This window comes from Hydrogenophaga sp. BPS33 (assembly GCF_009859475.1).
Lineage (GTDB): Bacteria > Pseudomonadota > Gammaproteobacteria > Burkholderiales > Burkholderiaceae_C > Hydrogenophaga.
In genome coordinates this window covers 1850823-1869276 of the sequence record NZ_CP044549.1, presented here as the reverse complement: position 1 = coordinate 1869276, position 18454 = coordinate 1850823, and the positions used below count along the sequence as shown (strand labels likewise).

The window sequence follows — 18454 nt, the reverse complement described above, 5'->3', positions numbered from 1 at the left end:
TGCGCGCCTTCGGCGCTTCGAGGGGGGACGGCATCTTGGGCCGGCGCAGCCGTCCCTCGATGCCTCTGGATGGAGTCACGCGCGCCGGAGAGAGCTGGTGCCTCGGGCCGGCGGCCGTCCCTCGGTGCCCCTGGACGAACTCCCCCTCGATCGATGAGCGGACTTTCCCCTTGGTACGACGCTTCGCGTGGCGTGCTGTGCTACGCTGGCCCGCTGTTTTGCTTCCAAGCTACAGGAGACACACATGCCCGGATTGCTGCCCCAGATCGACCCCGACGGCCTGCTCGAGTTCTCGGTGGTCTACACCGACCGCGCGCTCAACCACATGTCCAAACGCTTCCAGGGTGTGATGACCGACATCTCGGCCATGCTCAAACGCGTGTATGGCGCGCATTCGGCGGTGCTGGTGCCCGGCAGCGGCACTTTCGGCATGGAGTCGGTGGCGCGCCAGTTCGCCCACGGCCAGCACGTGCTGGTGATCCGCAATGGCTGGTTCAGCTACCGCTGGACGCAGATCTTCGAGATGGGCAGCATTCCCGCCAGCCACACCGTGATGAAGGCCCGCCCCACCGGCAGCGGCGCGCAGGCCGCCTGGGCGCCCGCGCCGATCGAGGAGGTCGTGGCCACCATCGCGCGCGAGAAGCCCGCGCTGGTGTTCGCACCGCACGTGGAAACCGCCGCCGGCATGATCCTGCCCGACGGCTACCTCAAGGCCGTGGCGGACGCGGTGCACGCGGTGGGCGGCCTGTTCGTGCTCGACTGCATCGCTTCCGGTGCGATGTGGGTCGACATGAACGCCACGGGCGTGGACATCCTGATCTCGGCACCGCAAAAAGGCTGGAGCAGCTCGCCGTGTTGCGCCATGGTCATGCTCAGCGAGCGCGCGCGCAAGGCCATCGACGCCACACAGAGCACCACCTTTGCGATGGACCTCAAGAAGTGGCTGCAGATCATGGAAACCTATGAAGGCGGCGGCCATGCCTACCACACCACCCTGCCGACCGACGCGCTCACGCGGCTGCGCGACACCATGAAGGAAACCGAGGCCTACGGCTTCGAGCGCGTGCGCCAGGAGCAGGTGGAGCTCGGCGCGCAGGTGCGTGCGCTGCTGGAGCGCCATGGCTTCCCGAGCGTGGCCGCGCCGGGTTTCCAGGCTCCGGGCGTGGTGGTGAGCCACACGACCGACCCGGACATCCAGTCGAGCAAGAAATTTCTGGCCCAAGGCCTGCAGACGGCTGCCGGTGTGCCGCTGCAGTGCGACGAAGGCGCGGACTTCAAGACCTTCCGCATCGGCCTCTTCGGCCTGGACAAGTGGCACGACGTGCCCGCCACCCTGCGGCATCTGGAGCAAGCCCTGGCACGGGTGGCACCGAGGGTCGCGCAGCCGGCGTGAATGGAAAACACCCCCCTGCGCTGCTGACGCGGCTTCCCCCCTCTCTGGCGCGCCTTCGGCGCTTGGAGGGGGGACGGCATCTTGGGCCGGCGTAGCCGTCCCTCGATGCCTCTGGATTCAGGCACGCTCGCCGGAGAGGGGGCGGTATCTCAGGGCAGCAACACGGTGCAACCCGTGGTCGCACGCGCCTCCAGGCTCTGGTGCGCGGCCTGCACGTCCGTCAGCGCAAAGCGCTGGTCGATGCGGATCTTCACTTTGCCGCCTTCGACCACCGCGAACAGGTCGTCGGCCATGGCCTGGGTGCGTTCGCGGCTGGTGATGTGGGTGAACAGGGTCTGGCGCGTCACGTACAGCGAGTTCTTGGCCAGCACGGCCGGCGCGAACGGCGCCACCGGGCCGGAGGCGTTGCCGAAGCTGATCATGAGACCAAAAGGCCGCAGGCACTCGAGCGATTTGTCGAACGTGTCCTTGCCCACGGAGTCGTAGACCACCTTGACGCCTTGGCCGTTGGTGATGTCCTTGACGCGCGCGGCGAAGTCCTCGGTGCGGTAGTTGATGGCGTGGCTCGCGCCGTGTTCCAGCGCCATCGCGCACTTTTCATCGGAACCGGCGGTGGCGATCAGTTGCAGGCCGAGTGCCTTGGCCCACTGGCAGGCGATCAAGCCCACGCCACCGGCGGCGGCATGGAACAGCACGAAGTCGCCCGCATCCATGCCCTCCACGGGTTTGCAGCGCTTGAGCAGGTACTGCGCCGTCAGGCCCTTGAGCATCATGGCCGCGCCGGTCTCGAAGTCGATCAGGTCAGGCAAACGGCACACGTTCATGGCCGGCATCACGCGCACGTCGCAATAGGCACCCGGCGGGTTGGCCGCGTAGGCCGCGCGGTCACCGGCCTTGAGGTGGGTCACGCCTTCGCCCACGGCTTCGACCACGCCAGCGCCCTCCATGCCGAGCGACAGGGGCATGGGGAAGGGGTACAGGCCGGTGCGCTGGTAGACGTCGATGAAGTTCAACCCGATCGCGCGGTGGTGGATACGCACCTGCCCCGGTCCGGGCTCGCCAACGCTCACCGTATCGACCACGAGTTGTTCGGGACCGCCAGGGGCATGGATGCGCACGGCACGGCTGGTTTGTTCGCTCATCGGGACACTCCGCAGGTTGTGGAAGTCGGCAATGCTGCCATGAAACGCGAACGCGGCCGTCCACCCGCAGCCGCACCCCCGTTCGCAGACAGGACACGCGCTCGCCGGTACAGTGCGCGCATGCCATCGACCGACCACGCACGCCTGTCCCCCGCCACGCTCGCACTGCTCATCATCCCGCCGTTGCTGTGGGCGGGCAATGCGGTGGTGGGGCGCATGATGCAAGGGGTGATCCCCCCGGTCACGCTGAACTTCGTGCGCTGGGCCTTGGCCTTCCTGCTGTTGTTGCCCATGGCGGGCTGGGTGCTGCGCCCCGGCCCCCACGGCATGTGGCCGCATTGGCGCCGCTTCGCGCTGCTGGGCCTGCTGGGCGTGGGCACGTACAACGCGCTCCAGTACCTGGCCCTGAAGACCTCGTCGCCCATGAACGTCACGCTGGTGGCCTCCAGCGGCCCGGTGTGGGTGCTGATGATCGGGAGGATCTTCTACGGCGTGGCCATTTCACGCCGTGCCGCATTGGGCGCGGCTTTGTCGCTCGCGGGCGTGGCGGTGGTGTTGTCGCATGGGCGGGTGGAAAACCTTCTGGCGGTGCGGTTCGCGTTGGGTGATGGCTTGATGCTGCTGGCCTCGATGCTGTGGTCTTTCTACAGCTGGCAACTCGCACGCCCTGAACCGACCCACATCCAGAGCGACTGGTCCGCCTTTCTGTTGGCCCAGGTGGTCATGGGCGTGGGCTGGTCGGGCCTGTACGCGGCCGGCGAATGGATGCTGCTGCCGCCTTTGGCCGACGGTGCGTCGCACATTCGGTGGGGTTGGCCCTTGGCGGCCGGGCTGCTCTACGTGGCGCTCGGGCCGTCCTTGCTCGCCTACCGCTGCTGGGGCGCGGCGATCGGGCGCGCGGGGCCCACCATCGCCGCCCTGTTCAACAACCTCACACCCTTGTTCGCCGCGCTGATGTCGGCCACGCTGCTCAACGAACCCCCGCACCTGTTCCACGCGGTGAGCTTCGTGCTGATCGTGTGCGGCATCCTCATTTCTTCTTCGCCACGGCGCTGAGCGGTGCTCAGCGCAAGCGGAACGCGGCGACCGCGTGCACCAGCTGGTCGGCCTGCGTTTTCAGGCTTTGCGCCGCCGCGGCGCTTTCTTCCACCAGCGCCGCGTTCTGTTGCGTGGCCTGGTCCATCTGCGTCACGGCTTCGCCCACCTGCGACACGCCGTCGCTCTGTTCGCTGCTGGCCGCGCTGATCTCGCCCACGATGTCGGTGACACGCCGGATCGAGCCCACCACCTCGTTCATGGTGCTGCCCGCCTGGTCCACCAGGGCCGTGCCGCGGTCCACGCGGTCGACACTCACGTCGATCAGGTCCTTGATCTCCTTGGCGGCAGCCGCGCTGCGCTGCGCGAGGTTGCGCACTTCGGCGGCCACCACCGCAAATCCACGGCCCTGTTCACCGGCGCGCGCGGCCTCCACGGCCGCGTTGAGTGCGAGGATGTTGGTCTGGAAAGCGATGCCATCGATCACACCCACGATGTCGGCGATCTGGCGCGAACTGTCGTTGATGCCCCGCATCATGGCCACCACTTGCGTCACCACCTCACCGCCCTGCTGCGCCACGCTCGACGCGTTGATCGCCAGTTGATTGGCCTGCTTCGCGTTGTCCGCGTTGAGCTTCACGGTGGAGCTGAGTTCTTCCATGGAGGCCGCGGTCTGTTCCAGGGCGGCGGCCTGTTGTTCGGTGCGCGCGGACAGGTCGTGGTTGCCCTGCGCGATTTGTGCACTGGCCGTGGCCACGCCTTCGGCATTGCCCCGCACACTGCCGACCACGCGCGTCAATTCGGTTTGCATGGTCGCCATGGCGCTGAGCAACTGGCCCATTTCATCGTGGCCCCCGGTGGGCACGTCCTGGCTGAGGTCGCCGGCGGCCACGCGGGCGGCCACGGTGCGCGCCATCTCGGCCGGGCGGGTGATGGAGCGGCCGATCACGGCTGCAAACACCGCTGCGGCCAGGAGCAAGGCGGCAATCGCACCCAGCACGCCGATCAGTTCGTTGCGTTGCGCGGTGTAGCGCGCGCCGATCTTGTCATCCAGCACCTGCGCCCCACGATCGCTCAGGCCATACATGCCGTCGATGGCCGCGGTGGTGGCCTTGAAGTAGTCGGCCGACGCGAACTGGAGGACCTCCGCCTGCACGATCTGCGCGCGCGCCAACTGGAGCGCACTCTCGAAACCGCTGCGCGCCTGTGCATGTGCGTCGCCCAGGAGCACCTGAAGCGAGGCGTCTTCCTCAAAGGCCTTCTCCAGGTTGATGTCCAACTCGCGAACGCCGACGCGCGCACGCTCCACCAGACTGGCGATGTGGGCACGCTCTTCGGCCGTGGCACTCTGGCGCACCAGCATCGCGGAGCCCAGGGCGCGGGCTTGCCCGAGCATCTCGGTCAGACGTGGCATCTGCTGCAGGTTGCCGATGATCAGGAAGTAGGTGGACTTGTAGGGATCGGCTGTGAGCCCATGGTGGTCGGACACACGATCGGTGAGTTCCATCAGACTGGCGATCAATGCCGTATGGCGCGCAAAGCTCTCGGGCCCGGTGATGCTGCGCGAAGCCACAGCTTGCGCAAGCGATTGCCATTGCGCGGCAACCGCGCGCCAGTCGCGCTGAATGCGCGCGTCCATGGCGTCGTTGGCCAACAGGGTCTGGAAGGCTTGCACCGCCTTCTGAACCTCATCAGCGCGCGCCTGGCGCTGGGGTTCCGCATCGGCCTTGCCGCCGAACACGGTGGCGCTCATGCCCCGGTGGATCTGCGCCAGCCGCACCACTTCCAACAGCGAGCGCGACGGTGCCAGGCCCCGGCGTTCAAGATCGATGGTGCTCAGGGCTGAAACGGCATCGCGCACATAGGCCGTGAGCGGGACGAGTACCAGCAGTGCGGCAATGGCACCGAGCAAGGCGAGTTTGTGCGCAAGGCGCAGGTGGCGGACGAAGGCGAACATGATGAGGAAAAGGCCGTGGTGTGGAGGTGGTTGAAGCCCCACTATCGACGCCCTCCCCCGCAAGTTGAGCCCCATGCGCAGCGCCGTTTTTGCAAGGAGAAAACAGCACAAAAGCGGTGCGAGAAATGCTTTTCTTCGGTGCGGATTTGCACCGTTTTCAACCTCGATGCGCACCCATGGAGCATGTGGCCTACGATGGGGACTCCGCCGGCCTGGCCGGCCACCACCAGGAGATTGCCATGTCCAGCCACGTCTACAAGACCTTGGAACTCACGGGCTCGTCGCCCATCGGCATCGAGGACGCGGTACAGACCGCCATCGCCAAAGCGCACGAGACGGTGCGCAACATCCAGTGGTTCAGCGTCACCGAGACGCGTGGCCACGTGGTCGATGGCAAGGTGGCCCACTGGCAGGTGAGCCTGAAGATCGGCTTCACGCTCGATTGAAAGCAGCCCGCGCTCTTTCCGGCGAGCGTGCCTGAACCCAGAGGCATCGAGGGACGGCTACGCCGGCCCGAGATGCCGTCCCCCCTCGAAGCGCCGAAGGCGCGCCACGGAGGGGGGAAGCCGCGCAGCGGCGCAGGGGGGTGTGTCTAGAACGTGCCTGGATAGGCCCCGCCATCGGCCAGCACGTTCTGGCCGGTGATGTAGCCCGCCTGCACGCTGCAGAGGAAGGCGCAGATGGCGCCAAATTCCTGCGCGGTGCCGAAGCGCTTGGCGGGAATCGTCTTGCGTCGCGCATCGGCCAGTTCGTCGACGGACTTGCCGGTCTTGGCCGACGCGCCTGCCATGGTGACGCGCAGGCGGTCGGTGTCGAACGCGCCCGGCAACAGGTTGTTGATGGTCACGCCCTGGCCGGTCACGGCGCTGCGCGCGACACCGGCGACAAACCCCGTGAGGCCGCTGCGCGCGCCATTGGACAGCCCGAGGATGTCGATCGGCGCCTTCACCGCGCCCGAGGTGATGTTGACGATGCGGCCAAAGCCGCGCTGCGCCATGCCGTCCACCGTGGCCTTGATGAGTTCGATCGGCGTGAGCATGTTCGCATCCAAGGCCTTGATCCAGGCCTCGCGTTCCCAATCGCGGAAGTCACCGGGTGGCGGGCCACCCGCGTTGGTGACGACGATGTCGAACGCCACGCCCGGCCCGCCCTGCACCGACAGCGCCGCAGCGCGGCCCTCGGCGGTGGTGATGTCGGCGGCAACGCCCAGTACGCTTGACCGCGGGGCGGCCTGGCGCAGGGCGTCCACCGCCGCCTGCAGATCGGCGGCGCCGCGCGCCACCATCACCACGTTGACGCCTTCGGCCGCCAGCGCCTGCGCGCAGCCCAGCCCCAATCCCTTGCTCGCGCCGCACACCAGCGCCCATTTGCCTTGAAGGCCCAGATCCATGTGATTCTCCTAGTCCAGTGATTGCAGTGCTTACTTTCGGGGTGGCGCGCCGAAACGCGTCACGAGGAACACGCCGCCCAACACCAGCACGGTGCCGGCGACGATCCAGGCGTTGAACGCCTCGTCCAGGATCAGCACGCCCATGACGATGGTCGACATCGGGCCGATCATGCCCGTTTGTGCCGCCAGGCCCGCGCCGATGCGCTCGACCGCCATCATCACCATCAACACCGGCGCGACGGTACACAGCGTGGCATTGAGCACCGAGAGCCAGACCACCTCGGGCGCTACCAGGGCCGCACTCAGCGGGCGCAGCAACAGGAACTGCAGAATGCACAACACGCAAGCGACCGTGGAAGCCAGCCCCACCAGACGGGCAGAACCCAGGCGCTTGACCAGTTCGCCGCTGTACACCAGGTAGATGGCATAAGTGGCCGCACTGCCGAACACCAGCAGGGCACCCAGCACCGCGTTCGGCCCTTGCGCGCCGAGCTCGTGGCCGAACACCAGCAACACGCCCGCGTAACTCACCACCATGGCCAAGGCCTGCAGGGGCGTGACGGCTCGGCGGTACAGCACCCAGCCCAGCACCAGCACCAGGGTCGGGTTGAGGTACAGGATCAGCCGCTCCAGGCTGGCGCTGATGTACTGCAGGCCCCAGAAGTCGAGGAAGCTGGAGAAGTAGTAGCCGATGAAGCCCAGGCCGATCACGCCCAGCCAGTCGCGCCGCGTCAAGGGCACCGCCTTCTCGCGCCCGGCCCGGTGGCTCGCCCACCAGCTCAGGGCCAGGAACAAGGGCAGCGCGAACAGCATGCGGTACATGAGCAGCGTGACCGCGTCGACGCCGTACGGATACGCCAGCTTGACGATGATGGCCTTGCCACTGAAGCCGATGGCGCCGATGCTGGCCAGCAGCAGGCCGGCGGTGAGATGGGGATGATGGGGAGAGGACGTCGCGGCAGGCATCCGGTCGATTATGCGGGGGCCACCATGCCCTCGTGTCTGCGCAGGCATGTCCGAACGCGAAGCCTGCCCTCTTCGTTGGTGCAGTTCAACGCGCCTCCAGCAGCCTCACATGCAGCGACCGGCCCCAGCGCAGCAGATCGTGGTCGGCCTCGAACCGGCCCACCAGTTGCACGCCGATCGGAAGCCCTGCCGCCGTATGGCCCGTGGGCAGGTGCAGGCAGGGCCAGCCCAGCAGCGACCAGATGCGGTTGAACGCGGAAGCACCCGTGCTCGCCATGCCTCGCGGCGCCGCGCCCGAGGCGCTGGGCGTGAGGATGAGGTCGGCCTCGCCGAACAGGTCGGACCACTGCGCGCGCCATTGCGCCTGCTGGTGCCGGGCTTGAAGGTAGGTCTCGAACGGGATTTCGAAGCCTTGGCGCACCGTCTCCAGCAAGGCCGCGCTCAGGCGGTCGCCGCGCCGCCGTGCCACCGGCTCCAGACTGCGCGCGAACTCGAATTGCATGACCGTGTTGTGCGCCTGCGCGATCGCAGCCGCCGCCTCGAACGGCACGTCCACGCACGCCACGCCATGCGACTCGAAGATGTGCCGCGCGTCCTGCAAGGCTTTCGCGCCATCGCCATCGAGTGCCTGCTCAGGGCTCGACGAAACCACGGCCACGCGCCGCGGCAGCTCGGGCAACGCCGCGGCCGTCGGGGCGAAGGGCAGCAACACCCGCGCCACCGTTTGCGCATCCGCGACCGAGCGCGCATGCCAGCCGATGACGTCCAGGGATTCGCAGGTCAGCGTGAGACCGTCGCGGAACACCCCGCCGAACGAGGGCTTGAAGCCCACCACGCCACAGTAGGCGGCCGGGCGGATGATGGAGCCGCCCGTCTGGGTGCCGAGCGCGAACGGCACCATGCCCGCGGCCACCGCAGCGGCCGAGCCGCTGGACGAGCCGCCGGGCGTGTGGCCCGGCGCGCGCGGATTCTGCGTCGGCCCAGGGGCGCGGAACGCGTACTCGGCCGTCACCGTCTTGCCCACGGGCACCGCGCCGGCGCGGCGCAGCAGGCTCACGCAGCTGGCATCGAAGGTGCACGGCGCCTGCGATGCCGCGGCCGAGCCGCAGCCGGTGGGCATGTCGGCCACGTCGATGACGTCCTTCACGCCGAAGGGCACCCCTTGCAGCAACCCTTGGCTGGGCGTCTCGCCCGCCTCGCGCATGGCATTCAGCGGGGCCACGTGGGTCCATGCCCGCACGCCAGCCTCCTGCTCGCCGATGCGCGCCAGCGCCTCTCGCACCGCGCCCCAGGGCGAGGCTGCGGCCTGCGCGGCCAGCGTGTCCACGGTCGACGTCCACTCCATTCCAGGCCCTCGCATGCGGCTCCTTGCTGCCCGGGCCAGCGCCCGGCCGTTCCACACCCCAGCGGTGCCCGGCAAAGTCTATTCCATTTTTGGAACAATTATCAAAACAAACGGATGCCCACGGGGATTCGATATGCCTGAGATGAAAAAAATACGCGAACTCATGGTGCCTAGCCCATGCGCACGGTCTGCTCCACCCAATCCGCAAACGCCTTCACCCGGGGCAAACCGGTGCGCCTGGAGAGCAGGTAGTAGGACTTGCCGAGGGCCAGGGACAGCGCGAACGGCGCCACCAGCGTGCCTTGCGCCAGCTCGGCACGGCATAGCGCGGGCGTGGTCACCAGCAGGCCTTCGCCCCGCACGGCCGCCTCGATCGCCAGGGCGGCGTGGGTGAAGCGCTGACCCGGCCCCGGCGATGGCGCCGCCACGCCAGCGGCTTGCAGCCACAGGTCCCAGAACGATTGGCCGCCGTACTTGAGGCCGCGGTCGTCGTGCAACCACGGATGGCGCAACACGTCGGCGGGCTGGCGCAGCGCGCCGCGCCCCTGCAGGAACGACGGGCTGCACAGCAGGGTGACCGACAAGGGCAGGAGCTCGCGCACCTCGGCCTCGATGGCGGGCCGGGCACCGTAGACGATCACCACGTCGGACGCCTCCATCCACGCGCGCAGCGTCGCCGCCTCGTCCTGCCCGGCGCCGGAGGCGGGATCGGGGTCGCGCATGCGGGTGGTGACGTTGAGATCGACCGTGGGGTGCAGCGCGAGGAAGCGGTGCGTCACGGGCATCAGCAGGCGCATGGTGAACGAGGGCGGCGCGCTCACGGAGAGCACCCCCACGTCCTTGAACGCGGCCAGCGCCTCCATCGCCTGCGACAGGCCATCGAAGCCGCTGCGCAAGGGCTGCAGGCAGCCCCTGGCCGCAGCCGTGAGCACCAAGCCGCGGTGCACGCGCTCGAAGAGCGCCACACCGAGCAGGCTTTCCAGCTGCTGGATCTGGTGGCTGACCGCCGTGGGCGTGACGTGAAGTTCCGCTGCGGCCGCCTTGAAGCTGAGGTGGCGCGCAGCCACTTCGAAGGCCCGCAAGGCGGTGAGAGGCAACTGGGCGATGTGCATCTTCAGATGAAAAAAATTGTGCTGAACCGCAGAATATATCGTTTGACCCATTTTTGGCACACCCCTACGCTGTTCCCCACGACATACCAAGACACCCCACGCCAGAAGCCGCCGCCATGTCCCTAGAAATCCGTGTCAACGGCAGCACCCACCGGGTGGACGCCGAGCCCGAGACCCCCCTGCTCTATGTGTTGCGCAACGACCTGGCGCTCAACGGCCCCAAGTACGGTTGCGGGCTGGGTGAATGCGGCAGTTGCACGGTGCTGCTGAACGGCCGCCCGACGCGCTCCTGCGTGGTTCCCGCCAAGGCCGCGCAGGGCCGCGAGGTCACGACGCTGGAAGGCCTGGGCACACCGCAGGCACCAGGCCTGGTGCAACAGGCCTTCATCGACGCCCAGGCGGCCCAGTGCGGCTACTGTATCAACGGCATGGTGATGGCGGCGCACGCCCTGATCGCGCGCACGCCGCATCTCAGCCACCAGGACATCGTGGATGCGCTGCGCCACCACCTGTGCCGCTGCGGCACGCATGTCGAGATCGTGCAAGCCGTGGCCCTGGCGGCACAGCGCGCGCGGGGCGAGGTGGTGGCGTGAGAGAGCATCCCTTGCGGCCCTTGAACGCCGATGAGATCTGGACCGGCCTGGTCCTGCGCCCGGCCGACGCGCGCTGGGACGGCACGCGCTACAGCGGCGCTGCCCCGGCCGCCATCGACCGCAGCGCCCTCGCGCCGCTGGGCCCCGTGCGCGTGGTGCACCAGGGCGGCTTCGTGGCGGTGGCCGCGCCCTCGGCCGAACTGGCCCATGCGGCGGCGGCGCGGCTCACCATTCCCTGGCAAGCCCCGGCCGAGGTCGCGCTTCCCGCCAGCGCCACCGCCCATCCCGGCACCCGCGATGGCACACGGCAGTACGCCTGGCCCACCACGGCGATGGTGGCGGCCGGCACGCAGGCCGTGGCGGTCTGGAGCGGTGCCGGCGAGCTGGACATCGAGGCCGAAGCGGTGAACCCGCACCGCCTGCGCGCCGAGCTGGCGCGGTGGTTCGACATCGCGCCCGCCCAAGTCCGCATCACCACGCCGCCCCATGCCGTGCACACCGCGGAAGGCCACGACGCGGCGCTCGATGCCGCCATGATCGCCCGCGCCATCGGGCAGCCGGTGCGCGTGACCAGCACGCCCGCATCCGGGGTGCCCACGCTGGCGGTACAGCTGCACCGCAGCGGCGAGGCGCGCTGGCGCATGACGCCGACCTGGCCACTCGCGGCGCGCCCCGGCTGGTCGGCCATGGCGATGGGCACTGCAGGCACGGTGGCCACCACGCCCGTGGCGCTGACGCACCAGGTGGCCATGCCCTACGCGCTGGACATCGAGCAGCAACCCGCCCTGCGCAGCCTGACACCCGTCACCACCGTCTTGCCGCGCGACGCCGACATCGTCGCCACCTTCGCGCTCGAATCGTTTGCCGACGAAGAGGCCCGAGCCGCCGGCCGCGATCCCATCGAATGGCGGCTGCACCACCTGCAAGACGGCAGCGGCCGTGCGCTGGTGCAAGCCGTGGCGCAACGTGCCGGCTGGTTCGGCGAGCCTGGAGGCGATGCGCAGCGCGCGGCCGGCGTCGGACGCGGCTTCGCCCTGGCCCACACGGTGGACACCGACGCCGAGCGGCCGGTGCAGGCGTGGTCGGCCTGGGTCGTGGACGTGAAGGTCGACGCCCAGGCCGGGCGCATCGAACTCGCCGGCCTCACGGTGGGGCACCACGTCGAAGGCATGCACGTGGTGCCCACACACGACGAGGATCTGCAGGCCCGCATTGCGTCGGCCACGCAGCAACTGCTCAGCGGCCCGCAGCACCACGGCGACTGGCAGGCGGGCTCCACCTTGAACACGCCCGCCGTGCAGGTGGTGGACATCGTGCCCGGCGCGCAGAGCCAGGCGCTGACCGACCTCTCGCAGAGCCGGGCGCTCATGCTGCCTATGGCCGCCGCCCTCGCCAACGCCATCCACGACGCCACCGGCATCCGGCTGCGCGAGCCCCCGTTCGATGGCCATGCGCTGCAGCGCGCGCAGGCCGATGCGCAGGGTGCGCCCGAACTGGCGACCACGGGCGCGCCACCGCCGCCCAGCGCATCCGCCCAGTCACCCTGGCGCCGTGCAGGTGCCTGGGCCGCTGCCCTGGCGACCACCGTGGCAGGCGTGGTCGCCACCGCCATGCCCTGGCGCGCGGCCATCGCGCCGGTGGTGCCCGACCGCAGCCTGTATTCGGAGACGGCCATCGAACGTGGCCGCCTGATCGCCTCGGCCGGCGATTGCGTGGTGTGCCACACCGCACCCGGCGGCACGCCGAACGCCGGCGGCCTGGCCATGGAAACGCCGTTCGGCACGGTCTACTCCACCAACCTCACGCCCGACCCCAAGCACGGCATCGGCCAGTGGTCGTACGCCGCGTTCGAACGCGCGATGCGCCACGGCATCGGCCGCGATGGCCGCCACCTGTACCCCGCGTTTCCATACACCGCCTTCGCCAAGATCGACGACAACGACATGCAGTCGCTCTACGCCTACCTGATGGCGCAGACCCCGGTGGCGCACGCGCCGCCGCCCACCGAGCTGCCGTTCCCCTACGGCGTGCGGCCGTTGATGGCGGGCTGGAACCTGCTCTTTCACGACGCCACGCCCTTCGCGCCCAACCCTTCGCAATCGGTGCTGTGGAACCGCGGGGCTTACCTGGTCAACGGTGTCGGCCACTGCAGCGCCTGCCACACACCCCGCAACGCGCTCGGGGCCGAGAAGAGCGGCCCGCTCGCATTCCTGAGCGGCAGCGAAGTCAAGGGCTGGGATGCACCGGCGCTGAACAACCTGTTCCGCAGTGCCAAACCCTGGACGCGCGACGAGCTCCAGGCCTACCTGCGCACCGGCCACAGCGAGCAGCATGGCGTGGCCGCCGGCCCCATGGCACCGGTGATTGAAGGGCTTGCCGCCCTGCCCGACCGCGACATCCTGGCCATGGCCACCTACCTCACCGAGCTGCCGGGACAGGCCGCCCCCGCGCCCGCCGCCACCCAGGCACCCGCGCCCACACCGAACCGCGCCGAGCTGCTGGCCATGCCGGGCCAACGCATCTTCGAAGGCGCCTGCGCCGCCTGCCACGACCCTGGCCGGGGCATGCCGCTCTTCGGCGTGCGGCCCGACCTGGCGGTGAACAACAACGTGGTGCTGGCCGCGCGCGCGGACAACCTGGTCCAGGTCATCCTGCATGGCATCGACGAACCCGCGAATGAAAACCTGGGCTACATGCCCGGATTCGCCAACAGCCTCAACGACCAGCAGGTCGCCGACCTGGCGCGTTACCTGCGCGCCGAGCACGCGCCGCAGCAGCCGGCCTGGACCGGCCTCGAGAACACGGTGGCCCGCCTGCGCGCCAGCCCGCCCGTGTCCGCCCAGGGAGCGGCGCGATGAACGCCGCCGTCTCCGCCAACGCCGGGCCGGTCTCGCGCGAGCGCCTGAACGCGCAGGGCGAACCGCCGCCGCGCCATGCGGTCAGCCGCGTGGGCAAGGGCAAGGTCGGCACCTACATCCAGATTGCGCCCGACGGCACGGTGCAAGCCATCAATGGCCACGTGGACCTGGGCACGGGCGTGCGCACCGCATTCGCGCAGATCGTGGCCGAGGAGTTGGACGTGCCGCTTTCGCGCGTGTGCATGCTCATGGGCGACACCGACCGCACGCCCGACCAGGGCCCGACCACCGCGAGCGCGTCGATCCAGAGCGCGGCCGTGCCGATGCGCCGCGCCGCCGCGCAAGTGCGCCAGATGCTGCTGCGGCGCGCGGCCGAACAATGGCACTGCGCAGCCGCAGTGCTCACAGTCGAGCACGGCATGGTCTGCGGCCCGCAAGGCCAGCGCGCCGGGTATGGCGAACTCGCGCAAGGCCTGGACTTCGACGTCGACATCGACCCGGCAACGGCCCTCAAACCCGCCACGGAACACCGCATCGTCGGCCGCAGCGTGGCGCGCCTGGACATTCCTGCCAAGGTGACCGGCGCGGGCCCGGTCTATGTGCACGACCTGCGCCTGCCCGGCATGCTGCACGCCCGCATGGTGCGTCCGCCCTACCGGGGACGCGACGTGGGCGGGATGATCGGCCGATCGCTGATCGATGTGGACCTGCCCTCCGTCGGCCACATCCCGGGCCTGGTGAAGGTGGTGGTCGCGGGCGACTTCGTGGGCGTGGTGGCGCACCGCGAGGAACACGCGATCCGGGCGGCGCGCCAGCTCAAGGTGGCGTGGCGCACGCCACCCCCGTTGCCCGATCTGAACGAACCGCAGGCCGCGGTGCGGGCCAACCCGTCGGTGGAGCGCGTGCTGCGCGAACAAGGTTCGGCCGAAGCGCTGCTGGACGGCACACCACACGCCCACCAGGCCACCTACGTCTGGCCCTACCAGATGCACGCCTCCATCGGCCCGTCGTGCGCGGTCGCCGACTACCGTGACGGCGCGGTCACGGTGTGGAGCGGCACGCAGAACCCGCACTTCCTGCACGCCGACATCATGGCCCTGCTCGGGCTGGACGACGCGGCGGTGCGCATCGTGCGCATGGAAGCCTCGGGCTGCTATGGCCGCAACTGCGCCGACGATGCCGCGGCCGAAGCCGCTTTGCTCTCGCGCGAAGTTGGCGCACCGGTGCGCCTGCAGTTGATGCGCGAAGAAGAGCACGCGTGGGAGCCCAAAGGCACCACGCAGGTGATGGACGTGCGCGGGGCCGTCGTGGGCCACGACGCGCTGGCCTACGCCTTCACCAACCGCTACCCCTCGAACAACGCGCCGGTGCTCGCTCTGATGCAGACCGGCGTGGTCCCGCCCGACCCCATCGTCGAACACAAGGGCGACCGCACCGCCGTGCCGCAGTACCGTTGCCAGGCGGTGCGCATTGCCGTGCAGGACATGGCACCCATCGTGCGCGCTGCCTGGATGCGCGGCGTCTCGGCCCTGCCCAACGTGTTCGCGCACGAGTCCTTCATCGACGAGCTGGCGCACCGCCACGGCGAAGACCCCTTGGCGTTTCGCCTGCGCTTCATGGAAGACCCGCGCGCTCGCGCGCTGAGCGAAGCAGTGGCCACGCGTGCCGGCTGGCTGGCAGGCGCCGCGCCCCGAGGCCGTGCCGACCCGGCGCATCCGCACGTCCGCCTGGGGCGCGGCTTTGCGCAACACCAGTACGTGCACGGCAGCTTTCCCGGCGTCGGTTCGGCCTACTGTGCCTGGGTGTGCGACGTGGCCGTGGACCTGGAGACCGGCCAGGTGCGCGTGACCAAGGTCTGGGTGGGCTACGACTGCGGCATGGTCATCAACCCAGCCGGCGTGCGCCACCAGATCCATGGCAACGTGGTGCAGTCCGTCAGCCGCGCGCTCATGGAGCAGGTGAACTTCGATGCGACGGGCGTGGTGTCGCAGGAATGGGGCGCCTATCCCATCCTGCGTTTTGGCGACGTGCCGGACATCGACGTGTTCGTGATGCCGGCACAGGACCAGCCGCCCCTGGGCGCGGGCGAGTCCGGGTCCATCCCCAGCGCCGCAGCGATCGCCAACGCGATCTTCGACGCCACCGGCGCGCGGCTGCGGCAAGTGCCGTTCACGCCGGGTCGTGTGAGGGCGGCTTTGCAGGCGGCGGGCCAAGGCTTGGGATAGGACGATCTATATCTTGCGCAAAATGCGGAAATTTTGATCAAGATATGAACCGATATTTTTTCGATCACTCACAAGATGCTCCATATAATGAACAAAATATTCACTTTTTGTTTCAAATATGGAGCATGCAATGGCACGCACCCAGCACCCTCTTTCGCTTTCGCTGACGAAGATCGCCCATGGCCTCGGCCAGCGCATCGAGCTGGCCCGCTGTCGGCGTGACTTGCCCGCGACGCTGTTTGCCGAGCGCGTCGGCATCTCCCGCAACACCCTGACCCGGCTGGAGTCGGGCGACCCGGCCGTGTCGCTGGGCACGTACCTGAAGGCGCTGCGGGTTCTCGGGCTGGAGCGGGACATCGACGGTGTCGCGGCCGACGATACCCTGGGCCAGAAGCTGATGGACGCCAAAGCCCTGCGCTCACGCGGACGTGCCACGGGTCCCTGACCGGCGAAAAATCCCATGGCCACGAAAAACGCCCGCACAAGCCGCCCTCTGCTGGAGGTCCACCTGGACGCGCCCGAGCTCGGCGCGGCGGCCCACATCGGCAAGCTTTACCCCGCGGCCGAGCGCCTCGATCTGGCACCTTCGTTCGCCTACACACAGGCCTGGCTGGACAGGCCCGGCGCTACGTCGATAGACCCGCGGCTGGCGCTGGTCGCTGGCGAACAGCATTCGCCAGACGGCAGGGGCTTCGGCATCTTTTCCGATTGCGCGCCGGACCGTTGGGGTAGGGTGTTGATGGAACGCCGCGAGGCAAACGCCGCCCTCCAGGAAAAACGGCCCATGGCCCGGATGAACGAGCTGTTCTACCTGCTCGGCGTGCACGACCTCACCCGGGCCGGGGCCCTGCGATTTCGGCGCGGCCCTGGCGCGCCGTTCCTCGACAACAGCCACCTGCCCGCCCCACCCGCCACCGATCTGCGCGCGATGGCGGAAGTGGCCAGACAACTGGATGGGCCGCGCCCCGAGGCCATGCCCGAGTACGAGCAATGGTTGGCCATGCTCATCGCATCTGGCACATCGTTGGGGGGTGCGCGCCCCAAGGCATCCTTCACCATGCCGGATGGCACGCTGTGGCTGGCCAAGTTTCCGGGCCACTACGACACCTACGACTGGGGCAGTTGGGAGTACCTCACCTACTTGTTGGCCATTGATGCCGGCATCAACATGCCCCCGGCCGACCGCGAGCGCCTGAGCGACCGTTACCACACCTACCGCGTAAGCCGCTTCGACCGGCTGGCCGTGGCGCCGGGCGGCGGACAAGGACGGCGCATGGTGGCGTCGGCCATGACCTTGCTGGAGCGCCACGACGGCCAGACCGGCGGCAGTTACCTGGACATCGTCGAAGCCATCGAGAACCTGGGCGGGTCGGGCCTCACCGAGGATCTCGAGCAGCTGTTCCGCCGCGCCGTCTTCAACCTGCTGGTCGGCAACCGCGACGACCACCTGCGCAACCACGGCTTTCTACTCACGCCTTCCGGCTGGCGGCTCGCCCCCGCCTTCGATATCAACCCCAATCCCGCCAAGAGCGAGCACGCCCTGACGTGGGACGGCAGGTCCGCCGCGCCGCACATGCCCACCTTGCTGGCCACGGCACCGTACTACCGCCTTTCCGCCGACGCGGCCCAAGCCATCGTGGAGCAGATCACGACCGTGGTCTCGACCTGGCGAGAGCGGGCCACCCAGCTCGACCTCTCCCGCGTCGAAGTCCAGGTGATGGCCCGCGTGTTCGCCGCCTGAATCAAGCCCTCGCCCAAAGATCCCAAGCCCTGTCGATCGCCGCCGCCGGCACCTTCGCCGCCAGCTCGATCTCACCCTCGGTCAGGCCAGCCACCGGCCCGAGTGCCATCGCGCGGTACTGGTAGTCGGCGTTCTTGCAGGCCACCACCGAACGGAACACCAGTTCGCGCAGGCTGGTGCCCACCACCGTCGCACCGTGGTGGCGCATCAGCGCCATCCAGTGCGCGCCCAGGGCCGTGGCCAGCGAGGCGCCCTGCGCGCCATTGGTCACCAGCATGTTGGTGTCGCCGAAGGCCTCGCGGCTGTCCCACAGCGGCACGTGGCGGCCGATCATCGCGCCGTGCTGGTACACCGGCACCAGCGCCACACCGGCCACGCTGAAAGGCATGACGGAGGGGCTGTGGTGGTGGCAGATCGCCACCACGTCCGGGCGCACGCGGTAGATCTCGCTGTGGATGAAGCGCTCGATGTATTGCGCCTGGCCCGCACCGTCCAGCGCGTTCGCCTCGGCGTCGTATTCGAGGATGTCGTCGGGCTGCACCAGCTCGGGCGCCCTGGAGCGCGACAGCAGGAAGTGCCCCGCGCGCGCCGGGTGGCGCACGCTGACGTGGCCGAAGGCATCCATCACACCTTCGCGCGCCAGGATGTGGTTGGCGGTGACGAGCTCCTGGCGGCTCTTGTGTTCGGTGTCGGTCAT

Annotated in this window: 15 protein-coding genes; 8 read left to right on the top strand and 7 right to left on the bottom strand. The window is 69.0% G+C overall.

Annotated features, from left to right (window positions below; genetic code table 11):
• Nucleotides 1–244: 244 nt before the first annotated feature.
• Complete coding sequence (locus F9K07_RS08815; RefSeq protein ID WP_159591606.1) at nt 245–1393, top strand: aminotransferase class V-fold PLP-dependent enzyme; 1149 nt, start codon at nt 245–247, stop codon at nt 1391–1393.
• 149 nt (nt 1394–1542) lie between these two features.
• Here the strand turns inward: F9K07_RS08815 and F9K07_RS08810 are convergent, their stop codons facing one another.
• The gene (locus tag F9K07_RS08810) at nt 1543–2535 is read right to left on the bottom strand and encodes a quinone oxidoreductase family protein (protein WP_159591603.1); all 993 of its coding nucleotides are present in this window, start codon (nt 2533–2535) and stop codon (nt 1543–1545) included.
• A 120-nt stretch (nt 2536–2655) separates the two neighbouring features.
• Here F9K07_RS08810 and F9K07_RS08805 point away from each other — a divergent pair, with 120 nt between their 5' ends.
• The gene (locus tag F9K07_RS08805; protein WP_159591600.1) at nt 2656–3591 is read left to right on the top strand and encodes a DMT family transporter; all 936 of its coding nucleotides are present in this window, start codon (nt 2656–2658) and stop codon (nt 3589–3591) included.
• A 7-nt stretch (nt 3592–3598) separates the two neighbouring features.
• Here F9K07_RS08805 and F9K07_RS32185 read toward each other — a convergent pair whose 3' ends face one another.
• Nucleotides 3599–5527, bottom strand: coding sequence for a methyl-accepting chemotaxis protein (locus F9K07_RS32185; protein WP_159591597.1), 1929 nt, complete (start codon nt 5525–5527; stop codon nt 3599–3601).
• 239 nt (nt 5528–5766) lie between these two features.
• Between F9K07_RS32185 and F9K07_RS08795 the strand changes: the two genes are divergently transcribed.
• Entirely contained in the window at nt 5767–5973 is a 207-nt protein-coding gene (locus F9K07_RS08795; RefSeq protein ID WP_159591594.1) for a dodecin, read from the top strand.
• Between the two features lie 146 nt (nt 5974–6119).
• Here F9K07_RS08795 and F9K07_RS08790 read toward each other — a convergent pair whose 3' ends face one another.
• The 4 genes from F9K07_RS08790 to F9K07_RS08775 all read right to left on the bottom strand — a co-directional run bounded on the left by F9K07_RS08790 (nt 6120) and on the right by F9K07_RS08775 (nt 10340).
• Complete coding sequence (locus F9K07_RS08790; protein ID WP_159591591.1) at nt 6120–6917, bottom strand: SDR family oxidoreductase; 798 nt, start codon at nt 6915–6917, stop codon at nt 6120–6122.
• 30 nt (nt 6918–6947) lie between these two features.
• Nucleotides 6948–7883: a DMT family transporter gene (locus F9K07_RS08785; RefSeq protein WP_201451538.1), complete on the bottom strand. Its 936-nt coding sequence runs from the start codon at nt 7881–7883 to the stop codon at nt 6948–6950.
• Between the two features lie 85 nt (nt 7884–7968).
• Complete coding sequence (locus tag F9K07_RS08780; RefSeq protein ID WP_159591585.1) at nt 7969–9243, bottom strand: amidase; 1275 nt, start codon at nt 9241–9243, stop codon at nt 7969–7971.
• A gap of 155 nt (nt 9244–9398) precedes the next feature.
• Entirely contained in the window at nt 9399–10340 is a 942-nt protein-coding gene (locus F9K07_RS08775) for a LysR family transcriptional regulator (protein ID WP_159591582.1), read from the bottom strand.
• Nucleotides 10341–10456: 116 nt separating this feature from the next.
• Between F9K07_RS08775 and F9K07_RS08770 the strand changes: the two genes are divergently transcribed.
• The 5 genes from F9K07_RS08770 to F9K07_RS08750 all read left to right on the top strand — a co-directional run bounded on the left by F9K07_RS08770 (nt 10457) and on the right by F9K07_RS08750 (nt 17757).
• Nucleotides 10457–10933 (top strand): (2Fe-2S)-binding protein, encoded by a 477-nt coding sequence (locus tag F9K07_RS08770; protein ID WP_159591579.1) that lies wholly within the window; start codon nt 10457–10459, stop codon nt 10931–10933.
• The gene (locus F9K07_RS08765) at nt 10930–13791 is read left to right on the top strand and encodes a c-type cytochrome (RefSeq protein ID WP_159591576.1); all 2862 of its coding nucleotides are present in this window, start codon (nt 10930–10932) and stop codon (nt 13789–13791) included. The genes F9K07_RS08770 and F9K07_RS08765 overlap by 4 nt, the downstream gene beginning before the upstream one ends.
• Nucleotides 13788–16016 carry a xanthine dehydrogenase family protein molybdopterin-binding subunit gene (locus F9K07_RS08760; protein WP_159591573.1) on the top strand — a complete coding sequence of 743 codons (2229 nt, stop codon included), beginning with the start codon at nt 13788–13790 and terminating at the stop codon, nt 16014–16016. The genes F9K07_RS08765 and F9K07_RS08760 overlap by 4 nt, the downstream gene beginning before the upstream one ends.
• Before the next feature lie 130 nt (nt 16017–16146).
• The gene (locus F9K07_RS08755) at nt 16147–16461 is read left to right on the top strand and encodes a helix-turn-helix transcriptional regulator (protein ID WP_159591570.1); all 315 of its coding nucleotides are present in this window, start codon (nt 16147–16149) and stop codon (nt 16459–16461) included.
• Between the two features lie 15 nt (nt 16462–16476).
• Nucleotides 16477–17757 (top strand): type II toxin-antitoxin system HipA family toxin, encoded by a 1281-nt coding sequence (locus F9K07_RS08750; protein WP_159591567.1) that lies wholly within the window; start codon nt 16477–16479, stop codon nt 17755–17757.
• A gap of 1 nt (nt 17758) precedes the next feature.
• Here the strand turns inward: F9K07_RS08750 and F9K07_RS08745 are convergent, their stop codons facing one another.
• On the bottom strand, nt 17759–18454 hold the full coding sequence (locus F9K07_RS08745; protein ID WP_159591564.1) for a class II aldolase/adducin family protein: 696 nt from the start codon (nt 18452–18454) through the stop codon (nt 17759–17761).

Coding starts and splice junctions, on each gene's coding strand:
- F9K07_RS08755 (WP_159591570.1), top strand. CDS start 16,147: ATGGCACGCACCCAGCACCCTCTTTCGCTTTCGCTGACGAAGATCGCC.
- F9K07_RS32185 (WP_159591597.1), bottom strand. CDS start 5,527: ATGTTCGCCTTCGTCCGCCACCTGCGCCTTGCGCACAAACTCGCCTTG.
- F9K07_RS08785 (WP_201451538.1), bottom strand. CDS start 7,883: ATGCCTGCCGCGACGTCCTCTCCCCATCATCCCCATCTCACCGCCGGC.
- F9K07_RS08770 (WP_159591579.1), top strand. CDS start 10,457: ATGTCCCTAGAAATCCGTGTCAACGGCAGCACCCACCGGGTGGACGCC.
- F9K07_RS08815 (WP_159591606.1), top strand. CDS start 245: ATGCCCGGATTGCTGCCCCAGATCGACCCCGACGGCCTGCTCGAGTTC.
- F9K07_RS08790 (WP_159591591.1), bottom strand. CDS start 6,917: ATGGATCTGGGCCTTCAAGGCAAATGGGCGCTGGTGTGCGGCGCGAGC.
- F9K07_RS08760 (WP_159591573.1), top strand. CDS start 13,788: ATGAACGCCGCCGTCTCCGCCAACGCCGGGCCGGTCTCGCGCGAGCGC.
- F9K07_RS08775 (WP_159591582.1), bottom strand. CDS start 10,340: ATGCACATCGCCCAGTTGCCTCTCACCGCCTTGCGGGCCTTCGAAGTG.
- F9K07_RS08780 (WP_159591585.1), bottom strand. CDS start 9,243: ATGCGAGGGCCTGGAATGGAGTGGACGTCGACCGTGGACACGCTGGCC.
- F9K07_RS08745 (WP_159591564.1), bottom strand. CDS start 18,454: ATGACCGACACCGAACACAAGAGCCGCCAGGAGCTCGTCACCGCCAAC.
- F9K07_RS08795 (WP_159591594.1), top strand. CDS start 5,767: ATGTCCAGCCACGTCTACAAGACCTTGGAACTCACGGGCTCGTCGCCC.
- F9K07_RS08750 (WP_159591567.1), top strand. CDS start 16,477: ATGGCCACGAAAAACGCCCGCACAAGCCGCCCTCTGCTGGAGGTCCAC.
- F9K07_RS08810 (WP_159591603.1), bottom strand. CDS start 2,535: ATGAGCGAACAAACCAGCCGTGCCGTGCGCATCCATGCCCCTGGCGGT.
- F9K07_RS08805 (WP_159591600.1), top strand. CDS start 2,656: ATGCCATCGACCGACCACGCACGCCTGTCCCCCGCCACGCTCGCACTG.